This window comes from Arthrobacter sp. zg.Y820, assembly GCF_030125555.1.
GTDB lineage: Bacteria > Actinomycetota > Actinomycetes > Actinomycetales > Micrococcaceae > Arthrobacter_B.
Map to the genome: position 1 here is coordinate 72278 of NZ_JASKLX010000005.1, position 20244 is coordinate 92521.

The 20244-nt window shown below is 65.6% G+C and carries 24 protein-coding genes; 21 read left to right on the forward strand and 3 right to left on the reverse strand.

The window, feature by feature from the left end:
• The first annotated feature begins 169 nt into the window (after positions 1-169).
• A complete protein-coding gene (locus QNN99_RS05085) occupies positions 170-1465 on the forward strand; it encodes an ammonium transporter (protein WP_229965343.1) in 1296 nt (431 codons plus the stop codon).
• Positions 1462-1800 carry a P-II family nitrogen regulator gene (locus tag QNN99_RS05090; protein ID WP_104053827.1) on the forward strand — a complete coding sequence of 113 codons (339 nt, stop codon included), beginning with the start codon at positions 1462-1464 and terminating at the stop codon, positions 1798-1800. Before QNN99_RS05085 ends, QNN99_RS05090 begins: the two co-directional genes overlap by 4 nt.
• Positions 1801-1833: 33 nt before the next feature.
• Here the strand turns inward: QNN99_RS05090 and QNN99_RS05095 are convergent, their stop codons facing one another.
• Complete coding sequence (locus QNN99_RS05095) at positions 1834-3243, reverse strand: glucose-6-phosphate dehydrogenase (protein WP_229965344.1); 1410 nt, start codon at positions 3241-3243, stop codon at positions 1834-1836.
• 129 nt (positions 3244-3372) lie between these two features.
• Between QNN99_RS05095 and ffh the strand changes: the two genes are divergently transcribed.
• The 15 genes from ffh to QNN99_RS05170 all read left to right on the forward strand — a co-directional run bounded on the left by ffh (position 3373) and on the right by QNN99_RS05170 (position 14926).
• Positions 3373-4956: a signal recognition particle protein gene (gene ffh / locus QNN99_RS05100; RefSeq protein WP_229965345.1), complete on the forward strand. Its 1584-nt coding sequence runs from the start codon at positions 3373-3375 to the stop codon at positions 4954-4956.
• 110 nt (positions 4957-5066) lie between these two features.
• Entirely contained in the window at positions 5067-5642 is a 576-nt protein-coding gene (locus QNN99_RS05105; RefSeq protein WP_229965346.1) for an NUDIX domain-containing protein, read from the forward strand.
• 9 nt (positions 5643-5651) lie between these two features.
• On the forward strand, positions 5652-6398 hold the full coding sequence (locus QNN99_RS05110) for an alpha/beta fold hydrolase (protein WP_229965347.1): 747 nt from the start codon (positions 5652-5654) through the stop codon (positions 6396-6398).
• Complete coding sequence (locus tag QNN99_RS05115) at positions 6398-6934, forward strand: GNAT family N-acetyltransferase (protein ID WP_229965348.1); 537 nt, start codon at positions 6398-6400, stop codon at positions 6932-6934. Before QNN99_RS05110 ends, QNN99_RS05115 begins: the two co-directional genes overlap by 1 nt.
• Before the next feature lie 363 nt (positions 6935-7297).
• Positions 7298-8203 (forward strand): pentapeptide repeat-containing protein, encoded by a 906-nt coding sequence (locus QNN99_RS05120; protein ID WP_229965349.1) that lies wholly within the window; start codon positions 7298-7300, stop codon positions 8201-8203.
• 83 nt (positions 8204-8286) lie between these two features.
• Positions 8287-9174, forward strand: coding sequence for a VOC family protein (locus tag QNN99_RS05125; protein WP_229965350.1), 888 nt, complete (start codon positions 8287-8289; stop codon positions 9172-9174).
• Between the two features lie 229 nt (positions 9175-9403).
• Positions 9404-9811 carry a 30S ribosomal protein S16 gene (gene rpsP / locus QNN99_RS05130; RefSeq protein WP_229965351.1) on the forward strand — a complete coding sequence of 136 codons (408 nt, stop codon included), beginning with the start codon at positions 9404-9406 and terminating at the stop codon, positions 9809-9811.
• Position 9812: 1 nt separating this feature from the next.
• Positions 9813-10055, forward strand: a complete 243-nt coding sequence (locus QNN99_RS05135) for an RNA-binding protein (RefSeq protein ID WP_104053842.1) — start codon at positions 9813-9815, stop codon at positions 10053-10055.
• A 233-nt stretch (positions 10056-10288) separates the two neighbouring features.
• Positions 10289-10900 (forward strand): ribosome maturation factor RimM, encoded by a 612-nt coding sequence (rimM, locus tag QNN99_RS05140; RefSeq protein WP_229965352.1) that lies wholly within the window; start codon positions 10289-10291, stop codon positions 10898-10900.
• 1 nt (position 10901) lies between these two features.
• Positions 10902-11684: a tRNA (guanosine(37)-N1)-methyltransferase TrmD gene (trmD, locus tag QNN99_RS05145; protein ID WP_229965353.1), complete on the forward strand. Its 783-nt coding sequence runs from the start codon at positions 10902-10904 to the stop codon at positions 11682-11684.
• 217 nt (positions 11685-11901) lie between these two features.
• Complete coding sequence (gene rplS, locus QNN99_RS05150; RefSeq protein WP_229965354.1) at positions 11902-12261, forward strand: 50S ribosomal protein L19; 360 nt, start codon at positions 11902-11904, stop codon at positions 12259-12261.
• 59 nt (positions 12262-12320) lie between these two features.
• Positions 12321-12989, forward strand: a complete 669-nt coding sequence (gene lepB, locus QNN99_RS05155; RefSeq protein ID WP_229965355.1) for a signal peptidase I — start codon at positions 12321-12323, stop codon at positions 12987-12989.
• Between the two features lie 11 nt (positions 12990-13000).
• Positions 13001-13843 carry a signal peptidase I gene (lepB, locus tag QNN99_RS05160; RefSeq protein ID WP_229965356.1) on the forward strand — a complete coding sequence of 281 codons (843 nt, stop codon included), beginning with the start codon at positions 13001-13003 and terminating at the stop codon, positions 13841-13843.
• Positions 13840-14595 carry a ribonuclease HII gene (gene rnhB / locus QNN99_RS05165; protein ID WP_229965357.1) on the forward strand — a complete coding sequence of 252 codons (756 nt, stop codon included), beginning with the start codon at positions 13840-13842 and terminating at the stop codon, positions 14593-14595. Before lepB (QNN99_RS05160) ends, rnhB begins: the two co-directional genes overlap by 4 nt.
• Positions 14596-14602: 7 nt before the next feature.
• On the forward strand, positions 14603-14926 hold the full coding sequence (locus QNN99_RS05170) for a DUF2469 domain-containing protein (RefSeq protein WP_104053848.1): 324 nt from the start codon (positions 14603-14605) through the stop codon (positions 14924-14926).
• 46 nt (positions 14927-14972) lie between these two features.
• Here QNN99_RS05170 and QNN99_RS05175 read toward each other — a convergent pair whose 3' ends face one another.
• Positions 14973-15656, reverse strand: coding sequence for a GNAT family N-acetyltransferase (locus QNN99_RS05175; protein ID WP_229965358.1), 684 nt, complete (start codon positions 15654-15656; stop codon positions 14973-14975).
• Between the two features lie 57 nt (positions 15657-15713).
• Between QNN99_RS05175 and QNN99_RS05180 the strand changes: the two genes are divergently transcribed.
• Positions 15714-16361, forward strand: coding sequence for a hypothetical protein (locus QNN99_RS05180; protein ID WP_229965359.1), 648 nt, complete (start codon positions 15714-15716; stop codon positions 16359-16361).
• 181 nt (positions 16362-16542) lie between these two features.
• Here QNN99_RS05180 and QNN99_RS05185 read toward each other — a convergent pair whose 3' ends face one another.
• Entirely contained in the window at positions 16543-17424 is an 882-nt protein-coding gene (locus tag QNN99_RS05185) for an LPXTG cell wall anchor domain-containing protein (RefSeq protein ID WP_229965360.1), read from the reverse strand.
• 244 nt (positions 17425-17668) lie between these two features.
• Here QNN99_RS05185 and QNN99_RS05190 point away from each other — a divergent pair, with 244 nt between their 5' ends.
• The 3 genes from QNN99_RS05190 to QNN99_RS05200 form a co-directional block, all read left to right on the forward strand.
• Positions 17669-18412 (forward strand): STM3941 family protein, encoded by a 744-nt coding sequence (locus QNN99_RS05190; protein ID WP_229965361.1) that lies wholly within the window; start codon positions 17669-17671, stop codon positions 18410-18412.
• A 131-nt stretch (positions 18413-18543) separates the two neighbouring features.
• Positions 18544-18903 carry a YraN family protein gene (locus QNN99_RS05195; RefSeq protein ID WP_229965362.1) on the forward strand — a complete coding sequence of 120 codons (360 nt, stop codon included), beginning with the start codon at positions 18544-18546 and terminating at the stop codon, positions 18901-18903.
• Positions 18900-20244, forward strand: a 1345-nt coding sequence (locus QNN99_RS05200) for a YifB family Mg chelatase-like AAA ATPase (protein WP_229965363.1), incomplete at its 3' end; no start/stop codon positions are given. The genes QNN99_RS05195 and QNN99_RS05200, both read left to right, overlap by 4 nt.

The following is a 20244-nucleotide window of genomic DNA, read 5'->3' on the forward strand; positions in this document are numbered from 1 at the left end:
CTGCCGACCTGCGGCGCGAAACGCCGTGGAAACATCGGCGACTCCGAGTTTTTACATCAGCGGGGGGGTTTGTAATGTCCCGGTAATCCGCCCGGGCAGTGGCCGAAATCTGGCCCCGGCAGAGTTCATCCTGCGGGAAGGGCCCGCAGCAGGGTGAAGGGACGTGGAGATGGATCTGTCAGCAGGTCACGTCTGGGTCATGATTTCGGCGGCACTGGTGCTGCTCATGACCCCCGGAGTGGCATTTTTTTACGGCGGGATGACCCGCGCCAAGGCAGCACTGAACATGATGATGATGAGCTTCGTGTCCATCGGCCTCGTGGGGGTTGTCTGGGTTCTGTGGGGCTTCTCCATGACAGGTGGCGACGGCGTGGGCGGGCTGTTCGGCAACCCCTTCACCTCCTTCGGCCTCGAGTCCCTGATCGGCACGGAGGACCTCATCAGCGCCGGCTTCGGCGCCACCTTCGCCATCATCACGGTGGCCCTGATCAGCGGCGCCATCGCGGACCGCGCCAAGTTCAGCGCCTGGGCGGTTTTCGTTCCCATCTGGGTGACCCTGGTGTACTGCCCGCTGGCCTTCATGGTCTGGGGCGGCGGACTGCTCGGTGAAGAGGGCGCCATTGGCTCGGTGGTCGGAGAAGCCATCGACTTCGCCGGCGGCACCGTGGTGCACATCAACGCCGGCGTGGCAGCCTTGGTGCTGGCCCTGATCATCGGCAAGCGCAAGGGCTTCGGCAAGGACCCGAGCCAGCGTCCCCACAACATTCCGTTTGTCATGCTGGGCGCCACCCTGCTGTGGTTCGGCTGGTTCGGTTTCAACGGGGGAGCAGCAGGCACCGCCGAGGAAGCCGGCCTGATCTGGGTCAACACCATGGCGGCTCCGGCCGCTGCGATGGTCGGCTGGCTGCTGACCGAACGCATCCGTGACGGACGCCCGACGTCGCTCGGCGCCGCCTCGGGCATTGTCGCCGGCCTGGTGGCCATCACCCCGGCCTGCGCCAACGTCAGCCCGCTCGGCGCCGTCGGCCTGGGCCTGGTGGCCGGAGTCCTCTCCGCGCTCGCCGTCGGCCTGAAGTACAAGCTCGGCTACGACGATTCCCTGGACGTGGTGGGCGTGCACCTGGTCGCCGGCATCGTCGGCACCCTGGCCCTGGGTTTCATCGCCCTGCCGGTCGACGGCGAGGGCGGCGGCCTGTTCTACGGCGGCGGCTTCGCGCAGCTTGGCGCCCAGTTGGTTGCAGCCATCGTCGCGATCGTCTTCTCCGCGGTCCTCACCCTGGTGATCGGCCTGGCGATCCACAAGACCATCGGCTTCCGGGTCTCCGAGGATTCCGAAGTCAACGGCGTGGACCTGAGCGAACATGCCGAAACCGCCTACGAATTCGGCGGGCTGGGTGTCGGCGGATCCTTCCGGCCCTTCCCCGAGTCCGCGCGCACCGCACCGAAGGAGAGCATCAACTCATGAAACTCGTAACCGCCATTGTCCGTCCCGAAAAGCTCGACGCCGTCCGCGGCTCCCTGGAAAGCTACGGAGTTCAGGGCCTGACCGTCAGCCAGGCCAACGGCTACGGGCGCCAGCGCGGACACACCGAGGTCTACCGCGGCGCCGAATACACAGTGGACCTGCTGCCGAAGATCCGCATCGAAGTCCTCGTGGCCAACGAATGGCTCAACGACATTGTGGACGTGCTGGTCTCCACCGCCAACACCGGCCGGGCCGGCGACGGCAAGGTCTGGGTGGTCAACGTGGAGGAGGCGCTGCGGGTCCGCACCGGGGAACGCGGGGATTCCGCGCTCTAGGGCCTCGGCGGCCACCCGCTGTTCGCTGTCACATCACGGCTCCGCCCGGCTGGTTTTCCAGTCGGGCGGACCTGCCGTTCCGGCCGGATACGTCTCCAGCGGCACGTCGCCGTCGGCCCAGGCGCGCAGCACCGGATCCACAATCCGCCAGCATTCCTCGGCGATGTCCGCGCGCACCGACACCAGCGGATCACCGGAGAGAATGCCGTCCAGCACCTCGCCGTACGGTGTCAGCGCGGACTTGTGCATCGGTGCCGTCAGGCCGGTGCGCTCCAAATCAAAGACGCTGGCCGGTCCGTTGACGTTCAGTTCCAGTTCCAGCCGGGCCGGAGTGAAGGAGATCCGCAGCCGGGATCCCTCGCCCGCCGCGCCGGTGAAACCGGTGGGCAGATGGCCGACCGGTTTGAAGGTCACCACGGCCTCCTGCCGGTTCTTGCCCAGGGCCTTGCCCGAGCGCAGGACGAACGGCACTCCTGCCCAGCGGTCATTGTCGATCCGCACTTCCACTTCCGCCAGGGTTTCGGTGTGCCGGTCCGGGTCCACTCCGGGGGAGTCGGCGTACGCGGGGATCCCCTCGCCGTGGATCTCCCCGGCGTCCCACCGCGCCCGTCGGGTGCTGCTCGCATAGTCCGCCGGGACCGACGCCGCCCGCAGGGTGGCGGCCACCAAGTCCCGCACGTCCCGCTCGCCCAGCGTTGCCGGGGCTCCCATGGCGATCACGGCCATGGTCTGCAGCAGATGGCTTTGGATCATGTCCCGCAGCGCGCCCGCGCCGTCGTAGTACTTTGCCCGTCCCTCCAGGCCGAGTTCCTCGTCAAAGACGATCTCCACGCGCTCGATGTGCAGGTTGTTCCACACCGGCTCCAGGATCCGGTTGGCAAAGCGCAGCCCGAGAATGTTCATCACCGTGGCCATGCCCAGGAAATGGTCCACCCGGTATACGTCGTCCTCGGGCAGCAGGGCTGCGAGCATCCGGTTCAGCTCCTGGGCCGAGGCTTCATCACTGCCGAACGGTTTTTCCAGCACCAGGCGGGTGCCGTCGGGCAGATCTCCGGGCTTCAGCGCCGCCACCGTGGACTGCGTAACGGCCGGCGGGAGCGCAAAGTACACGGCCAGCGGCGCGGCCAGGCCGCGGATGGCCTCGGCCAGCTGCGCCGGATCCTGCAGGTCCACCCGCAGATAGCTGCCGTTGTGGACAGTGGTATCCAGCGCCTGCCGCCCGGCGTCGTCGGCCTCGCCGCGCGCGGCCGCAAAGGACTCCTGCAACCGTTCCTGCCACATGGCGTCGGTCCAGTCCCGGGAGGCGGAACCGACCACCGCCAGGTCCGACGGCGCCCGTCCGCTGTCGATCAGGCGCGCCAGCCCGGGCAGCAGCAGGCGCTCCGCAAGATCGCCGGTGCCGCCGAGAATAAGCAGGGTCCGCAGTGGGGGAGTTTCACTCATGGCTCCAGCGTGCCATCGGCGGTGCGGAACTGGTAAGGGTTTTGCGGCAATTACCCAACCTGCCTTGGTACCCTTAACAGCTGGGCCTGCCAAACATGGCGAAGAACTGACGAAAGAAGTGCGCGGCACGTGTTCAATTCACTGTCTGACCGGTTGACTACAACCTTCAAGAACCTTCGCGGCAAGGGCAAACTCACCGAAGCCGACGTCGATGCCACAGTCCGCGAGATCCGCCGCGCGCTGCTCGACGCCGACGTCGCCGTGTCCGTGGTCCGCGCCTTCACCGCTTCCGTTAAGGAACGTGCCCTCGGGCTTGAGGTTTCGCAGTCTCTGAACCCGGGCCAGCAGGTCGTCAAGATCGTCAACGAGGAGCTCGTCGGGATCCTCGGCGGCGAGACCCGCCGGCTGCGCCTGGCGAAGAACCCGCCCACGGTGATCATGCTCGCGGGCCTGCAGGGTGCAGGTAAGACCACCCTCGCCGGAAAGCTCTCCAAGCACCTCAAGAGCCAGGGCCACAGCCCGCTGCTCGTCGCCGCCGACCTTCAGCGGCCGAACGCCGTCAAGCAGCTCCAGGTCAACGGCGAACGCGCCGGCGTGCCGGTCTACGCACCGCACCCGGGCGTCAGCTCCGAGTTCGAGTCCGCCACCGGCGATCCGGTGGCCGTTGCCCGCCAGGGCATCGAAGAGGCACGCACCAAGCTGCACGATGTCGTCATCGTGGACACCGCCGGCCGCCTGGGCGTGGACGCCGAACTGATGCAGCAGGCCGCCGACATCCGCGCCGCCATCAACCCGGACGAAGTCCTCTTCGTCATTGACGCCATGATCGGCCAGGACGCCGTGAACACGGCGCAGGCCTTCAACGAGGGCGTGAACTTCACCGGCGTCGTGCTGACCAAGCTCGACGGCGATGCCCGCGGCGGTGCCGCGCTGTCCGTGGCGTCGGTGACCGGCAAGCCCATCATGTTCGCGTCCACCGGTGAAGGCCTCACCGACTTCGAGGTCTTCCACCCGGACCGCATGGCCAGCCGCATCCTGGACCTCGGCGACGTCCTGACGCTCATTGAGCAGGCCGAGCAGAACTGGGACAAGGGCGAAGCCTCCCGGATGGCGCAGAAGTTCGCCGACCAGGAAGACTTCACCCTGGACGACTTCCTGACCCAGATGCAGCAGCTGCGCAAGATGGGTTCGATGAAGAAAATGCTCATGATGATGCCCGGCGCCGCCGGCATGCGTGAGCAGCTGGAAAACTTCGACGAGCGCGAAATTGACCGGGTCGAAGCAATTGTCCGGTCCATGACGCCGCATGAGCGGGTGGCGCCGAAGATCATCAACGGTTCCCGCCGCGCCCGCATCGCCCGCGGTTCCGGCGTGCACGTTTCCGAGGTCAACGGCCTGCTGGAACGCTTTGTGCAGGCCCAGAAGATGATGAAGAAGATGGCAGCCGGCGGCGGCATGCCGGGCATGCCCGGCATGGCCGGTCCCGGCGGTTTCAGCGGCGGCCGCAAGAAGCAGCAGGCAGCCAAGGGCAAGAAGAAGGCCCGTTCCGGAAACCCGGCCAAGGCCGCGCAGGAGCTGGCCGAGGCGGAGGCCCGCCGTGCCGGTGCCCGCAAGGCGCTGCCCACGGGCAGTGCGTTCGGCGCTCAGGACGCGGACTTCGACCCGTCCTCGCTGAACCTTCCCAAGGGCTTCGAAAAGTTCCTGGGCAAGTAACGGATTACGCACAGGCACCGCCGGACCTCTGTCCGGCGGTGCCTGTTTAAAGCGGATTCAGCCGGATCCGGCCGGTCCACCGGCGAGGCAAACCCAGGGAAGAGGCCAGTGTGGCAGCACAGGGACTGAGCGGGTTTTACGGATCCGTGTTCAAGCGCAGCACCACCGCCGCCGTCCTGATCCGCAGCACTGACGGCCGCGTGCTGCTGCTGCGTTCCGGCTCCGGCAGCTGGGATCTTCCCGGCGGCGTCGTCCTGGGCGCAGAGGATCCGCGCTCCGCGGCCGGACGCATCGTTGCCGGGACGCTGGGACTGGAGCTCGGCGTCGGCCGCGTCCTGGTGCTGGACTACATCCAGGCCGGTGCGAGCCCCGGCGCGGCCAGGCCCGGCAGCCAGAGTGACTCCATCGCGTTTGTGTACGACGGCGGGGAGCTGGCCACGTCGGTCGCCGGGTTCACCGCCGGCGGCGGTGAGCGGGAAGCCCGCTTTGTGCCGGTGCCGGACTGCGCCGCTGTGCTGGGCGAGGCCGTCGCCCGCAGGGTTGCCGGCGCACTGGAAGCTTTGGATCTTGGCACGGTGACCGAACTGGTGGACGGCAGCAGCACGCCGGGCGAACCGGCTGTGCCGCCGCCGACCCGTCGGATGATGCCGCCTGTGGGCGGCTTCTCCGGAATTCTTGGACGTTAGGAGTCCCGCATGCCTTTGGAACGAGTGGTGTTTGTGCACGGCGCCGGCAGCTTCGGCGCGACGGCTTGGCCGCGGCAGCACGGGCTGGCGCTGGACTATGACTGCCTGTTTATCAAGCGACACGGATTCGACGACGTCGCGGAGCCGTTGGCGCCGGATCTGGAAACCGATATCGCAATAATCCGGGAGGCACTCGGCGAAGGCGGCCATCTGGTGGCGCACTCGGCAGGCGCTATTCCGGCCATGCTTGCGGCGCTGAGGGATCCGGCGCGGGTGTATTCCCTGATCCTGTGCGAGCCGGCTGTGTTCTCGCTGACCCTCGACCTTCCGGCCACCGCCGCCCACCGCGAACTGCTGCAGCCGCTTTTCGACGCAGCACCGGAGATGAGTGACGAGGATTTTGAGCGCGCATTTGTCCGCCGTGTCTTCGCAGTCGAGGCAGCAGCCGCAGGCCGCGCCGCACGGCCGGGCCATTCCGCTCCGGCCGATGAAGCTGCCAGGCGGTCCGCTGCGCGGCTTCGGCTTCAAACACCGCCCTGGGAGGCGCCGCTGGACATTGTTCCCGGGGTGCCCACGCTGGTGCTCACCGGCGGATGGGAACCGCTATACGAAGAGGTGGCTGATTTCCTGGTCTCCACCGGAGCCGAACACCTCCAGGTGGGCGGCAATCACCGGCCGCAGGACACCGGGACCGGCAAGCGCGAGATCCGGGAGTTCCTCGCCGCGCATAGCCGGGTGGAAGCGGGAGACCGCTGATGCGCCGCTCGGTCCCAGTCATCAGGGAAGCCGGAGCTGAGGATCTGGCCCTTTTGCCTGCGCTGGAGGCGGCCTCCGACAGCCTGCTGGCAGGGATGGCCGGAGTTCGGGGCTCAGGGCCGGGAGCCGATCCGCTGCCGCTGCCGCCTCCGGGTTCCGCAGCCGACCTGGCTTCCGCCCTGCATCTTCTGGTGGCGGGAACTCCGCCCGTGGGGTTCGCGCGGCTCGAGGAAGTGGACGGGCAGGCACATCTGGAGCAGCTCTCGGTGCATCCCGACACGGCCGGCGCCGGGCTCGGCCGCGCTTTGGTTTCAGCTGCCCTGGAATGGGCGAAGGATCAGGGATACACCTCCATGACGCTCTGCACCTTTGCCGGGGTGCCGTTCAATGCTCCGTTCTACCGAAGCTGCGGTTTTGGGACGGTCGCCGCGCCCGGCGGCGAACTGCAGGCCCTGCGGGAGCACGAGAAGGAAATCGGCTTGGATGCGCTGGGGGAGCGCGTTGCGATGCGCATTGAGCTTGTGCCTTCGAACTAAGTTTCGCCGAACTGATCGTGTCGAGGACCTGAACCTGTCGACTCGATTCACCGCGTAGAGGCAGGCACGGAGCTGTCCATTCGGTGTTCGAAGATCACGCCGTGATCTCCGATTGCTACCTGACCTGGCCGCGATCCAAACGGGCGTATCGATCGTTTTCCAAGTGTTGTCAAAGGCTGCAAGACGCCGCATACTGCCCACCTCGGATCTTCACCAAGGGGGGCGGCGGCAACCGTCGCCGTAACAAGGCAACGGGTTCCCCAAGCGCAGTCTTTCGTCTCCGTTAGGAGGAGACCAATCACTGAGCGAGCGGGAGGTCAGAAAGCGAGAAAGACGGTGAACGGTCAAAGGCCAAATCGTTCTGTGACTATACGATGGCTGAGCATTCTGATTGTTGCGGTCGGGCTGTTGCTGATCGTGACAATCATATTCGAGTTCATCCTGCCGCTCGTTGCCCCTGAACGGTCGTGGAAACTGATACCAGTCGATAATGTTCTTTGGTTCGTCTTGTTTGTTACCGTCGTGGAAGTACTTTTGGTCGTTGCACTGGCGATCACGTTGTGGCGAATTCACTCGTTTGCGGGAGAACCCCATGACGAAGTGCGGGCGGGTTTGGCAATCGCTCTGGGAACCGGCGTGGCAATAGCGCTGGCGATTCTCGTCCTCCAGCTCGCCGTTCAAGCGATTTCCGAAGACCGGGATCTGCGGGCCCAACGAGAGAATATCCGCTTCACCATCGGGATATCCCCGGATCTGACCGGCTTTGTGCGACCGATGGATCCGGGTAATCCCTCAGAACTTCTTGATCTGACCGGCTATCGGTTTCGCGGTAAAGAAATGTCCGTCGCAATGCTGACCGATGCCAACCTGCGTGGAGCCAACTTCGTGTTTGCTGACCTGAACGGAGCTGAAATGCGCGATGTTATTTTGACCGATAACAAGGGGAACATTAGCGATCTGCGGGCAGCGAATCTGCGTTGGGCCGATCTGACGGGTGCGCAGGTCGGGAACGCGAGCTTTGTGTATGCCGACTTGTCGATGGCCTACCTCTGCGGAGTTGACCTCAGGAACGCGAATCTGACTGGAACCGATCTCCGCGGAGCGAAGCTTGGGGAGGATCCCAAAGACGGTAACTGTGAGGTTCCGGGACAGCTTCCGGATGACCCGCCCGAGGGAGCATGCTTGCCCGATGAGCCGACCGACGCTCAGCTAGGGAAGGAACAAGACTGCGGTGCGGAAGCGCGAGCTGTCGTAGAACGCAGGAAGTGAAGCTGAGGAAAGCGGCAGGAACTTGTCCCCAAGCGAACTCTCCACAGCTTGGCTTTACCTGAACCTTCAACTAAACTCATTACATGAACCTTCAAGTAAATCCCTCCGACCTGCTTCCCGCCGACCTCGCGATGGGAACCGTCATGCTGAAGGTCGGCAATCTGGCGAAGGTGTCCGCCTACTATCAGGGTGCGCTTGGCCTGGACATTGTGGCTGAAGCCGACGGCGGCCAGTACCTTGGCCGCGGCCGCGTCCCCGTCGTGCATCTCGCGCCGGCGCCGGGACTGCAGGTGGCATTGCGCGGCGAGGCGGGCCTGTTCCACACCGCCATCCTCTTCGAAACCCAGGCGGATTTGGCCGCCACGGTGGCCTCCGCGGCGCAGTTTGATCCTGCGGCTTTCGTCGGGTCGGCCGACCACCTGGTCAGCGAGGCGTTCTACTTCACCGACCCTGAGGGCAACGGCATCGAGCTCTACTACGACAAGCCCCGGGACGTCTGGAACTGGGACGAGACCGCCAGCGGCCGCGAGGTCCGGATGGCCTCGCTGGCGCTCTCCCCGCAAACCTACTTTCGGGAACACCTCACCGAGGAGGCGCTGGCCGGACTGCGCGGTGCCGGGGCCGGCGTCGGCCACGTCCACCTCCAGGTGGGAAACACCGACACCGCCGCGGCCTTCTACGTGGACACCCTGGGTTTTGAACGCACTGCCGGCTTCCACGGGCAGGCACTGTTTGTATCCGCCGGCGGCTACCACCACCACATGGCCATGAACGTCTGGAACAGCCGCGGCGCCGGCCCCCGCCGCGACACGCTGGGCCTGGGTGAAGTCCTCCTGACCGTGCCGACGGCCGACGACGTCGCCGGGCTAGCTGACCGCTTGAAGCTCGCCGGCATCTCCAGTCACCACACGGGTGCCGAGCTGCGCTTCGAGGATCCCTGGCGCAACCGCCTTCGCGTCGCCGTGGGGTAGTGCGGACGGGCCCATGGAGGGGAACCCGTGGCGGACAGCGCCCGGCCCGACGCGCCAAACCCCGAGTCGCCAAACAAGGAGTCATCTGGCACAATGGTCAGGTACTCGATCTGCGCGGCCCCTCTCTCCGTGCATGCATCTTGTCCTTTTTGAACCCAAACGTTATGGCCCGCCCCACGGGAGCAGAAGTTCGGGTTCGCCCCTTTTCAGATCAGGAGTGACCACAAAAGTGGCCGTAAAGATTCGCCTTAAGCGCCTTGGCAAGAAGTTCTCAGCACACTACCGCGTCGTTGTCATGGATTCCCGTGCCAAGCGCGATGGCCGTGCCATCGAGGAAATCGGACTCTACCGTCCGACCGAGAACCCGTCGTACATCGACATCAAGTCGGACCGCGCCCAGTACTGGCTCGGCGTCGGCGCCCAGCCCACCGAGCAGGTCGCAGTTCTGCTGAAGATCACCGGTGACTGGCAGAAGTACAAGAACATCGAGGGCCAGGAAGGCACCCTTCAGGTCAAGGCCCCGAAGGAAGCTTTCGTAGCTCCCGAAAAGAAGTCAGTGATCGTTCCCGAGGCCATCACTCCGAAGGCCAAGAAGGACGAGGCTCCCGAGGCTTCCGCAGAGGCTGAGGCTGAGTAACTTGCTGGCCGAAGCGCTGGAGCATCTCGTCCGCGGAATCGTTGACAGTCCTGAGGACGTCAAGGTTTCCGCCAAGAGCAACCGCCGCGGGGAAACCCTCGAGGTGCGCGTTCACCAGGACGATCTGGGCCGCGTCATCGGACGCCAGGGACGGACCGCACGTGCATTGCGCACTGTGATTGCAGCCTTGGCGAACGGCGAACCGGTTCGCGTCGATGTAGTGGATACCGACCGCCGCCGCTGAACATCCGCGGCACGGCCGGACTGCATCGTCAGTTCCAGCACTTTCTTCATAGCATTACCAGTTGAACGCAGTTCACGGCATCCGGCCCCTGCACCAGATAATGGTGAAGGGGCCGGATGTGTTTCCGGGCAGGACCGCCAACAGGACCGCCCCCGCAAGCCCGCACCACGTCGGTGCCTCACCATCCCATCCCACCGCACCAAACACGCCGCACCAATACAAGGAGACCCCCCATGCAGTTACAGGTGGCACGCATCGGCAAGCCGCACGGCATCCGCGGCGAAGTGACCGTCCAGGTCATGACCGACGCCCCCGAGGACCGCTTCGTACCCGGAACCGAGCTCACCGTCGAGCCCGCGTCCAAGGGTCCGCTCACGGTCATCAGCGCGCGGTGGAACAAGGACATCCTGCTGCTCGGCTTCGATGAGGTCGTTGACCGCAACGGCGCCGAAGAACTGCGCGGCGCGATGCTCTCCGTCGACACCGAAGAGCTGGATGACGAAGACGACACCGAGGGCTGGTACGAGCACGAGCTGGTGGGCCTGCAGGCCAAGGTGGGCGACGACGTCGTCGGCACCGTCAGCGGCCTGCGCACCCTGACCGTGCAGGACCTGCTTGTCGTAGACGACACGCAGGGCCGCGAGGTCCTGGTTCCGTTTGTGGAAGCCATCGTGCCCGAGGTCAACGTCGAGGGCGGCTACGTCCTGATCACCCCACCTCCGGGCCTCTTCGAATTGAACCTGCCCGAGGACAAGCCGGAGAAGCAGGACAAGCCGGAGAAGCAGGACAAGGCGACGGCGGCGGACAAGGCGCCGAACAGCGCTTCGGGCGAGGCCGGCAGCTAAAGTGCGCATTGATGTAGTCAGCATTTTCCCGGAGTACCTGGCCGCGCTGGACCTGTCGCTGATCGGCAAGGCCCGGCAGGACGGCCTGCTGGACCTCAACGTCCACGACCTGCGCGACTTCACCACGGACCGGCACCGCACCGTGGACGACACCCCCTACGGCGGCGGCGCCGGCATGGTGATGAAGGCCGAACCGTGGGCGCAGGCGCTGGCCTCCGTCGCCGGCGAAGAGGAAGCAGCACGCCCCGTGCTGATTGTTCCGTCGCCGGCCGGTGCGGTCTTCACCCAGGCCATGGCCTATGAGCTGGCCGAAGAAAAGCACCTGGTCTTCGCCTGCGGCCGCTACGAAGGCATCGACGAACGCGTGCTGGAGTGGGCCGGAGAGCATTTCGATGTCCGCCCGGTCAGCCTCGGCGACTATGTGCTCAACGGGGGAGAGGTCGCCGTCCTGGCCATGGTGGAGGCGATCGGCCGCCTGGTGCCCGGCGTCGTCGGCAATCCTGAATCCCTGGTGGAGGAATCGCACTCCGACGGGCTGCTGGAATACCCCGTTTACACCAAGCCCTCGTCCTGGCGGGACCGCGATGTGCCGGAAATCCTGCTCAGCGGCAACCACGGCAAAATCGCCCAGTGGCGCCGCGAGCAGCAGCTGCAGCGCACCGCCGCCCGCCGCCCGGACCTGCTGGAAAAGCTCGACGCCGCGCAGCTGAACAAAGCCGAGAAGGCAGCGCTTGAAGCTCTGGGCTACGAAGTAACGAAGGACCGGATCCTGCCGCGCCGATGATTGGTGGCGTTTGGCCGGATATGGCAGAATAGATAACTGTGTCATCTGGGTCCGCACCTGCCACAGGGGGAGCGCGGCCAACAGACTGCACGCCGGCAGCCAATCCTCGGCTCAGCCGGTCTTTAGCTTCGGCAGCATCTGTGCAGCGTAACCGCTGCATCCTTGCCTGCCGTTACCAAAGTGGATGACCTGTGGCGTCCACCAGGAGTGATAAACAATGCACATCCTAGATTCTGTTGATGCAGCTTCGCTGCGTTCAGACATCCCCGAGTTCCGCGCCGGTGACACGGTCAAGGTTCACGTAAACATCATCGAAGGCAAGAACACCCGTGTTCAGGTCTTCCAGGGCTTCGTCATGAAGCGCCAGGGCGATGGCCTGCGCGAGACCTTCACGGTCCGCAAGGTCAGCTTCGGCGTCGGCGTGGAGCGTACCTTCCCGGTTCACTCCCCGGTCATCGACAAGCTCGAGCTCGTCTCCAAGGGTGACGTCCGCCGCGCCAAGCTGTACTACATGCGCGATCTGCGCGGCAAGGCAGCCAAGATCAAGGAAAAGCGCGACGCACGTCCCGCCAAGTAACTTTCTTGATCCACGCAGCATCCGCTTCCCGGGAATCTTCGGACCCTCCCGGGAAGCACATGAAACGCCGGCCCCGGTTTGTGGGCTGGCGTTTCGTGTTATGCGCCCTTGCCGCCGCTGTGGTGCTGGTGGCGCTGGTCCGCGCGTTTGTCGTGGACGTCTACTACATACCGTCCGAGTCGATGCAGCCGCTGCTGGAACCGGGCGACCGCGTGGTGGTCTCACGCACCGACTACAGGTCCGGCGAAATCCAGCGCGGCGACGTCGTGGTCTTTGACGGCAAAGGGTCCCTGGCTCCGCTGCACAACGGTGATCCGCTCCCGGTGACAGCGGTGAAGTCCCTGGCCCGGTGGGTCGGTCTGGCCGGCAGCGACACTGTCTACGTGAAGCGGGTCATCGGAGTTCCGGGTGACCGGGTCAGCTGCTGCACGGCGGACGAGCCTCGGTTGACCGTCAATGGAACTCCGGTGGACGAGTCATACGTTTATCCGGGAGACGCTCCCAGCGAGAAGTCCTTTGACGTCATTGTCCCCGACGGCCGGCTGTGGCTGATGGGGGACCACCGGTCCCGGTCCGCCGATTCCCGGTCCCTGCTGGGGGCTCCCGGCGGCGGACTCATTTCGCAGGAGCGCGTCATTGGCAGGGCCACGGCCATCTTGTGGCCGCTGGAGCGTAGTTCGGATATTGAGCGGCTAGAGTTAGGAGCCGAGTGGAACACGGCGAAGTAAGAGGAAAGCACATGGCTCAGAACGTCCCGGACGAGCCCACCCAGAGCGCCGGATCCGGCATCCACGGCGCCCATTCGGCGAACCCGCGCGCGGCGGCCCCCGGCAAAGGGGACAGCGCCGGCAAGGACAGTGCCGGCAAGAAAAAGGGCAGCGAGAAAAACCGCGGCTTTGGCGGCTGGCTGCGCGAAGTGGCCACCATCATTGTGGTCGCGCTGCTGCTGTCCTTCCTGATCAAGACGTTTCTCTTCCGGGCGTTCTACATCCCCTCGGGTTCCATGGAGGAAACCCTGGAGATCAACGACCGCATCTTCGTGAACCTGCTGGTCCCGGAGCCCTTTGACCTGAACCGCGGCGACGTGGTGGTATTCAAGGACACCAAGGGCTGGCTGCCGGAGCTCCCGCCGGCCACCGAGGGCCCGGGAACCTGGATCCGCGATGCCCTGATCTTTGTCGGGCTGGTTCCCGACACCTCGGAGCAGCACCTCGTGAAGCGGGTCATCGGCACCGAGGGCGACCGCGTTGTCTGCTGCGACGCCGACGGCAAGATCACGGTCAACGGCGAGCCGCTGACCGAGCCCTACATCTACCCCGGTGCGTCGCCGTCGGACGTTGCGTTCGACGTCGTGGTTCCCGAGGGCAAGGTCTGGGTCATGGGCGACCACCGCAACGCCTCCGCGGATTCCCGCGAACACCTCCAGGATCCCAGCGGCGGCTTCGTTGATGTCGAGGACATTGAGGGTAAGGCGGCCGTGACCGCATGGCCGTTGAACCGCGCCGGCTTCGTGGGCAGCTATCCGGAAGTCTTCGAAAACGTTCCCGAGCCCTCCAGCTCAGCACCGGCCGAATCGAAATGACGGCTGCGCCAGTCCGCCAGCGTCCGAAGACCGGAACCGGCAGCAAGGCCCCGACGCTCCGGTTCGAGCGGTCCTTTGCCGCCGCCGGCCACAAGGTGCTGGCAGGCTGCGACGAGGTGGGCCGCGGTGCCCTGGCCGGGCCGGTCAGCGTGGGACTGGTGGCCGTGGACCTGGCAACGGTCCGGTCGCTCAAGGGCGTGCGGGACAGTAAGCTGCTCTCCGTCAGCGACCGGGAAACCCTGGTGCCGCTGATCAAGAAATGGTCGCTGGGCTGGGGCGTCGGGCATGCCAGCGCGGCCGAAATCGACCTCCACGGAATCATGGCTGCGCTGCGGCTGGCCGGAACCCGCGCCTGGGACCAGGTCTGCTCGGACCTGACGCCCGACGTCGTGCTCCTGGACGGCAACTACAACTGGCTCTCGCCGGCGTCCCAGGCCAGCCTCTTCGACGTTCCGAACGACGACGACGGCGGCTGCCTGGCGCCGGTGCACACCAAGATCAAGGCGGACATGCAGTGCCTCAGCGTGGCCGCAGCCAGCGTACTCGCGAAAGTGGAGCGGGACGCGATGATGGTGGACTACGCTGTGACACATCCTCAGTACGGCTGGGAAGTGAACAAGGGCTACGCTACGGCGTCCCATCGGTTGGCGATTGACGCGCACGGGCCCACGCCCCTGCACCGGATGTCCTGGCAGTTGGGATCGCGTCCGGAACCGTATGCCGCAGACCAAGAGAGCGTCGTTGGGGGATGATGGAATTATGAGCGCGGAAGACCTTGAGAACTATGAAACGGACATGGAGCTTCAGCTCTACCGTGAGTACCGGGACGTGGTGGGGCTCTTCAGCTACGTAGTCGAAACGGAGCGGAGGTTCTACCTGGCGAACCATGTGGACCTGCAGGCACGCTCCGCGGACGGCGAGATCTACTTCGATCTCACGCTTCAGGATGCCTGGGTGTGGGATGTGTACAGGTCCGCCAGGTTCGTCAAAAGCGTCCGCGTGATCACGTTCAAGGACGTGAACGTGGAGGAACTGACCCGCAACGACGACCTCACCATTCCCAAGGCAGACGAACTGGGCTGACGCTCGCCCGCACGCTGCGACGGGCGGCCGCCGTCCCCGGCGAAGTTTAGGGCCGGCGGCTCGACGGTGCCGGCGCCGGCGCCGGCTCGATCGGTGCCTTGATCGGTGCGGTCGGTGCCGTCGGTGGCGCCGGCGCGCATGCCGGCGGCGCCGCAGGAAGCCGTTCGACGACGTCGTGCCACTCCGCCCACAGCCCCGTGGGCAGCCGCGGGTCTTCGGCAGCGAGGCTGGAAATCCAGCCCTCCACCATCCGGCCGCGGTGGGCAAGGAAATGGGGAACGGCAATCGGCGGCGGAAACCCGCTGCGCCAGACGGTTTTGTAGCTTCCGGTGTTTCCCGCGTTGGCGGTCCATGTCACCACGTCCCAGCCCAGGCCGTCGAAGGCATGGGCCACGGCCAGCGACACTGCCCGGGACATCAGACCCCGGCCCCGAAAGGCGGGTGCGGTCACAAACCCCAGGTTTCCCGAATTAGCCCCCTGGAAGCGCAGATCCAGCGAGCCGGCGTAATCGCCGTCGAACTCCAGGGCCCAGGACACCGCATCTTCCTGCGCGACCGAGATCGCTGCCACATAGTGCGCGGCCATCGCGCGCGTGTAGTCCAGCGGAATGGTGGTCCACTGGCGGGTCAACGGATCGAGGGAGCGCAGAAACACCGGCTCGACGTCGGAGGCGCGGTGCGGCCGCAGCGTCAGCGATCCGTCGGACAGAAGCGGGATGTCGAATGGCATGGATACACCCTAGCGGCAGGGGTGCCGCTTCGGCGCGCATCTCCTTAGACTGCTCCAATGGCACTTCCCGATTCTCCGCTGGCCGGGTATCTGTCCGGGAACCGGCGCCTTTACGCACAGCTTCGGCCGGACCCGGAGTCGTTGACTCACCTGATGAAGCTTCAGCAGGATCTGGCGGCGCTGCCGGAGATCAATGACGGCGGCCGGCCGCGCTGGGTTTCCGAGCGGCAGTTGCACCTCACACTGATCCATTTCGGCAAGGTTCGGGACGTCTACGCGGTGGTCTCAGTTGCCACCGGCATTGCCCGGGAAGACTACGAAGTGCTGCTTGCGGACTACGTCGCGGAAACCGAGGCGGCGATGCCGGGGCAGCCGGTCGTGCTGGAGCCGGCGGTTCTGTCACGCTTTGGACGGCACGGGCGGACGCTGGTGCTGGAGTACTTTCCCTCCGCAGCGCTGATGCAGTCCCATGCCGCAGCCTTTGCCGCTTTGGCGGCGTTCCTCCGCCGCTGCGGCATTGCCGACGTCGAGGCCTTCACCGCTGCCGATCCCAATTTCATGTTCGCATCCCGCCTCCGCCCGCACATCACCCTCAGCCGTGCCTTTGCGGGTGTCCTGCCGGCATTCCTGCCTGGATCCGGTGACGGGGCCGGAGCCTTTCAGTTCACCCACGTCCGGCTGGAATCCATGCCCGTGGTCTATTAGGGGTCGCACTGATGCCTGAGGGGCGATCCACCGCGGGTGGTTCGCCCCGCGGGCCGTCCGGAGTTGCGGGCATACGAACGGCCCCGGGGCAAGGCCTCGGGGCCGTTCGCATCAACCCGAACAATCTCTATTCAGGTCTGCGGTTCGCTAGCTGACGATCCGCTGGTTCGATCCCTGCAGGTTAGGCATCGGCCGAATCAGCGCGACGGCGGTTCCGTACCAGGGCCGCTGTGCCCAGACCGGCAACCAGGATTCCGGCTCCTGCCAGTGCTGCCATGGCCGGATTCGCTCCGGTGTCCGGCAGCTGCCCGGGGGTAACCGGGGCAGGCGCAGGCGGTGCAGGCGGTGTCGGCTGCGGGACGACTACGGCAGGCGGTGTCTGGCTCGGTGTGGGGCTGGGTTCCGGTGTCGGGCTCGGCTCGGGAGTCGCCTTGGGGCTGGGTTTCGGGTCCGGTGTCGGGTCCGGCGTCGGCTCGGGATCCGGGGTGGGCTTGGGGTCCGGGGTGGGCTTGGGGTCCGGGGTCGGGCTAGGGCTCGGGTCCGGTGTCGGTTTGGGATCCGGGGTGGGCTTGGGGTCCGGTGTCGGGCTCGGGCTGGGATCCGGCTCCGGCTCGCAATCGGGCACAGGGCCGTAGGTCTCGAGGTCGTCGTGCCTGTTATCAGTCAGGGTGGCGCCCTCACCGAAGCCATCAGGATATGTAATGGTTTCGGGCCACTTGAAGGGGCTGGTGGTGTCGATATCCAGCTTGTCCTGCTGGATGGCCCATCCCGGGCCGCAGATGTCCTTTGGGAGCCGACTCATGATTTCGTCAGCTTCAAACCACTTTGTCGTGTGCTCCTTGACCTGGAGCAAATCCTGGGGGCCGGAGTTTTCCCATGCGGCAGGCTTGGATTCGTCGTTCTTCTTGTAAAGATACGCACCCACGTCTTGACGGACGGTAGTGGATGTTTCCGGCGCGGTGCCGCCGGTGGCAGTGGCCGGCTGAATGACGGCTAGTGAGAAGCAGCCGAGAGCCAGGGCGGCTGCAGCAGCAGTCGCAGTTGTTTTCATGACGTTCTTCATTATTCCTTCGGTAAGCGCTTTAAGTCTTGGGTCGTCATGTGGGGGTCCGCCCATCCTGTCGGAGGACCCTCAGCTCGGACGCAAGATGGTGTCAAGATCACGGCAAGATCTGATCCGTCCTGCATATCGCCCAAAAGGTTGCCCAATGCAAAGAAGGAATTAGTGCTTCTTTCTCGCTGCTATTGTTCATCTGTTGTGGTCAGCCACTCACAGGGAAGCGTTCAGGAAAGGCACGGAGGACCTTATGACTGAAGCCAAACGGAATTGCGACGGGTCTCGTCATCTGCACACGAGGGACGACGACGGCGGAAGATCGGCTGCACCGGGCGCTTCCAAACTGGCACCGCTGATCCTTCCGGTTTCCTGGATCCGCCTGATCGGGATGGGACTCCTAGCCGCGCTTTTCGTCGCCATCGGGCTGTTCTTCTGTCTCAGCCCCGAGTGGCGCAACAAAATTATCGGGCTGGTGTGCGTTCTCTTTTTTGGCGGCGGTTATGGCGCCGTCCTATGGAAGAAACTGCGGGATCCGGTTGTCCTCACCTTGTCCGAGGACGGCATTCAGCCCCACTCCGGAGGCTTCATACCCTGGGAAGATTTCGAGGCCGTCGGCATCGGGCGGATTGAAGGGGCTCCCGGAGGGACTAAAGTCATCGGAATCCGCCTGAAATCCTATGAAGGGTACCTCGCGTCCTTCACCCCGGAACAGATCCGGTTGGCCAGGGCAACAGCAGTGGCGGGAAAGTTCACCGGCTCCGTTCTGCGGCGGGCGGCTCCCCGCCCGGCGCTCAGGCACGGCCGCGGCGGACTGCAGGCACTTGCCGCCCTCCCGCAGCGGGACATAGCCGGCATGCTGCAGTGGAGCCGTGCCATGTCCGGGGGCTGGGATGTGACCTTTTCTCCGCACTTATTCAAGGGCCGTGCCCGTGACGTGGTCCGGAAAATCGAAGGTTATTATCTCTCCGCCCTGACCGCCCGTTCAGCCCGCTAAGGGAGCCTGCCGCCGTGGACGGGCATTATCGTTCCTCCCCAATGCGGGTCTGCTGACCGGGCGGGGCACGCTCATCCACATCCTGCGGCAGAAGCAACGTGCCGCCCGGCCCGGAGGAGCAGGGTGGAGCCATGAGAGCCAAAGACACCTTGGGACGACACGGCGAGGACCTCGCGGCGGGCTACCTGACCGCGGCCGGCATAGAGGTCATCGACCGCAACTGGCGCTGCCCCGACGGAGAGATCGACCTCGTGGGAATCGACAACGGGACGCTGGTCATCGTGGAGGTCAAAACGCGTTCCTCGCTGAATTACGGCCATCCTCTCGAAGCCATCACGCCGGCCAAGCTTGCCCGTCTCTACCTCCTGGCCAGCAGGTGGCGGAAGGCCCAGGACCGGCGCTTTGCAGCGTTCAGGGTGGACGCCGTATCGGTGGTCGACGACGGCGTGGGCGCACCTGTGATCGAGCATCTGCGCGAGGTGGCGCCGTGACGCTGGGACGAACCTATGGTGTGGGTCTGGTCGGCTTGGACGGCCGGATGGTGGAAGTCGAGGCCGACATCGGTCAGACGCTTCCCTCCTTCGTTCTTCTGGGATTGCCTGATGCTTCCCTCACCGAAGCGAAGGACCGGGTTCGATCGGCAGCCAAGAATGCCGGCCTGCCGCTGAGCCGCCGGAGGATCACCGTCAACCTGATGCCGGCGGACGTACACAAGCGCGGGTCGGGATTCGACCTGGCCATCGTCACGGCCGCGCTTGCCGCCGCCGGAGACATCCGCTGCAGCGGCCGCCGCGTTTTCATCGCCGAACTTGGTCTGGACGGACGGCTGCGGCCGGTGCGCGGCATCCTGCCCGCAGTCATGGCGGCCGTGGACGCCGGCTATCCGGAAATCACGGTGGCGGCAGCCAACGCCGCCGAGGCTGCCCTCGTCCCCGGAGCCGAAGTGACCGGGTTCGAGTCACTGGCGGAAGTGGCAGCCTTTCTCGGTGCCGATCCCGGCCGGCTGTCCTTTCCGCCGCAGGTTCCCGACGAAACCCCGGAAGGAAGCCTCGACGACGGGACGGGCGTGACCGTTCCGCTCCGCGACATGTCGGACATTGCCGGCCAATCGGAGGCCCGATTCGCGGTGGAGGTTGCTGCCGCCGGCGCCCACCACCTCCTGATGACCGGCCCGCCCGGAGCGGGAAAGACCATGCTGGCCGAGCGCCTCCCCAGCCTGCTTCCGGACCTTCCGGACACCCATGCCATGGAGGTCACCGCGATCCACTCACTGGTCTGGGGCGGCCGGCCGTGTTCCCAGCTGTTGCGGCGCCCGCCCTTTGAAAGCCCGCATCACACCGCGTCGTCGGCGGCGATCATCGGCGGAGGCTCGGGCATTGCCCGTCCGGGTGCGGCGTCCCGGGCCCACCGCGGTGTGCTGTTCCTTGATGAAGCTCCGGAGTACGACCGGCGCGTGCTGGATGCGCTGCGACAGCCGCTGGAGAGCGGCAAACTCGAGCTGCACCGCGCTGCCGGGACCGCCAGCTATCCGGCGCGGTTCCAACTGGTGCTGGCAGCCAACCCCTGCCCCTGCGGCCTGGCCTCCGGAAAGGGCATTGACTGCACCTGCACTCCGCAGCAGCGCCGACGCTATTTCAGCCGGCTCTCCGGCCCGCTGCTGGACCGGGTGGATTTGCAGCTGACCGTTCAGCGCGTGTCCCTTCGCGAGTTGGCCGGCGATGGCGGCGCCGAACAAAGCGCCGCCATCGCCGGCCGGGTCGCCGCCGCCCGGAGCATCCAGCACGAGCGGTTGAAGGGCTGGGGGGTTGCAACCAAAGCCGCGGTGGGCGGTA

Bases quoted from the DNA above. Each gene is read 5' to 3' on its own strand.
- QNN99_RS05085 (WP_229965343.1), top strand. From the start codon at position 170: ATGGATCTGTCAGCAGGTCACGTCTGGGTCATGATTTCGGCGGCACTG.
- QNN99_RS05090 (WP_104053827.1), top strand. From the start codon at position 1,462: ATGAAACTCGTAACCGCCATTGTCCGTCCCGAAAAGCTCGACGCCGTC.
- QNN99_RS05095 (WP_229965344.1), bottom strand. From the start codon at position 3,243: ATGAGTGAAACTCCCCCACTGCGGACCCTGCTTATTCTCGGCGGCACC.
- QNN99_RS05110 (WP_229965347.1), top strand. From the start codon at position 5,652: ATGCCTTTGGAACGAGTGGTGTTTGTGCACGGCGCCGGCAGCTTCGGC.
- QNN99_RS05115 (WP_229965348.1), top strand. From the start codon at position 6,398: ATGCGCCGCTCGGTCCCAGTCATCAGGGAAGCCGGAGCTGAGGATCTG.
- QNN99_RS05125 (WP_229965350.1), top strand. From the start codon at position 8,287: ATGAACCTTCAAGTAAATCCCTCCGACCTGCTTCCCGCCGACCTCGCG.
- rimM (WP_229965352.1), top strand. From the start codon at position 10,289: ATGCAGTTACAGGTGGCACGCATCGGCAAGCCGCACGGCATCCGCGGC.
- rplS (WP_229965354.1), top strand. From the start codon at position 11,902: ATGCACATCCTAGATTCTGTTGATGCAGCTTCGCTGCGTTCAGACATC.
- lepB (WP_229965355.1), top strand. From the start codon at position 12,321: ATGAAACGCCGGCCCCGGTTTGTGGGCTGGCGTTTCGTGTTATGCGCC.
- lepB (WP_229965356.1), top strand. From the start codon at position 13,001: ATGGCTCAGAACGTCCCGGACGAGCCCACCCAGAGCGCCGGATCCGGC.
- rnhB (WP_229965357.1), top strand. From the start codon at position 13,840: ATGACGGCTGCGCCAGTCCGCCAGCGTCCGAAGACCGGAACCGGCAGC.
- QNN99_RS05170 (WP_104053848.1), top strand. From the start codon at position 14,603: ATGAGCGCGGAAGACCTTGAGAACTATGAAACGGACATGGAGCTTCAG.
- QNN99_RS05175 (WP_229965358.1), bottom strand. From the start codon at position 15,656: ATGCCATTCGACATCCCGCTTCTGTCCGACGGATCGCTGACGCTGCGG.
- QNN99_RS05180 (WP_229965359.1), top strand. From the start codon at position 15,714: ATGGCACTTCCCGATTCTCCGCTGGCCGGGTATCTGTCCGGGAACCGG.
- QNN99_RS05185 (WP_229965360.1), bottom strand. From the start codon at position 17,424: ATGAAGAACGTCATGAAAACAACTGCGACTGCTGCTGCAGCCGCCCTG.
- QNN99_RS05190 (WP_229965361.1), top strand. From the start codon at position 17,669: ATGACTGAAGCCAAACGGAATTGCGACGGGTCTCGTCATCTGCACACG.
- QNN99_RS05195 (WP_229965362.1), top strand. From the start codon at position 18,544: ATGAGAGCCAAAGACACCTTGGGACGACACGGCGAGGACCTCGCGGCG.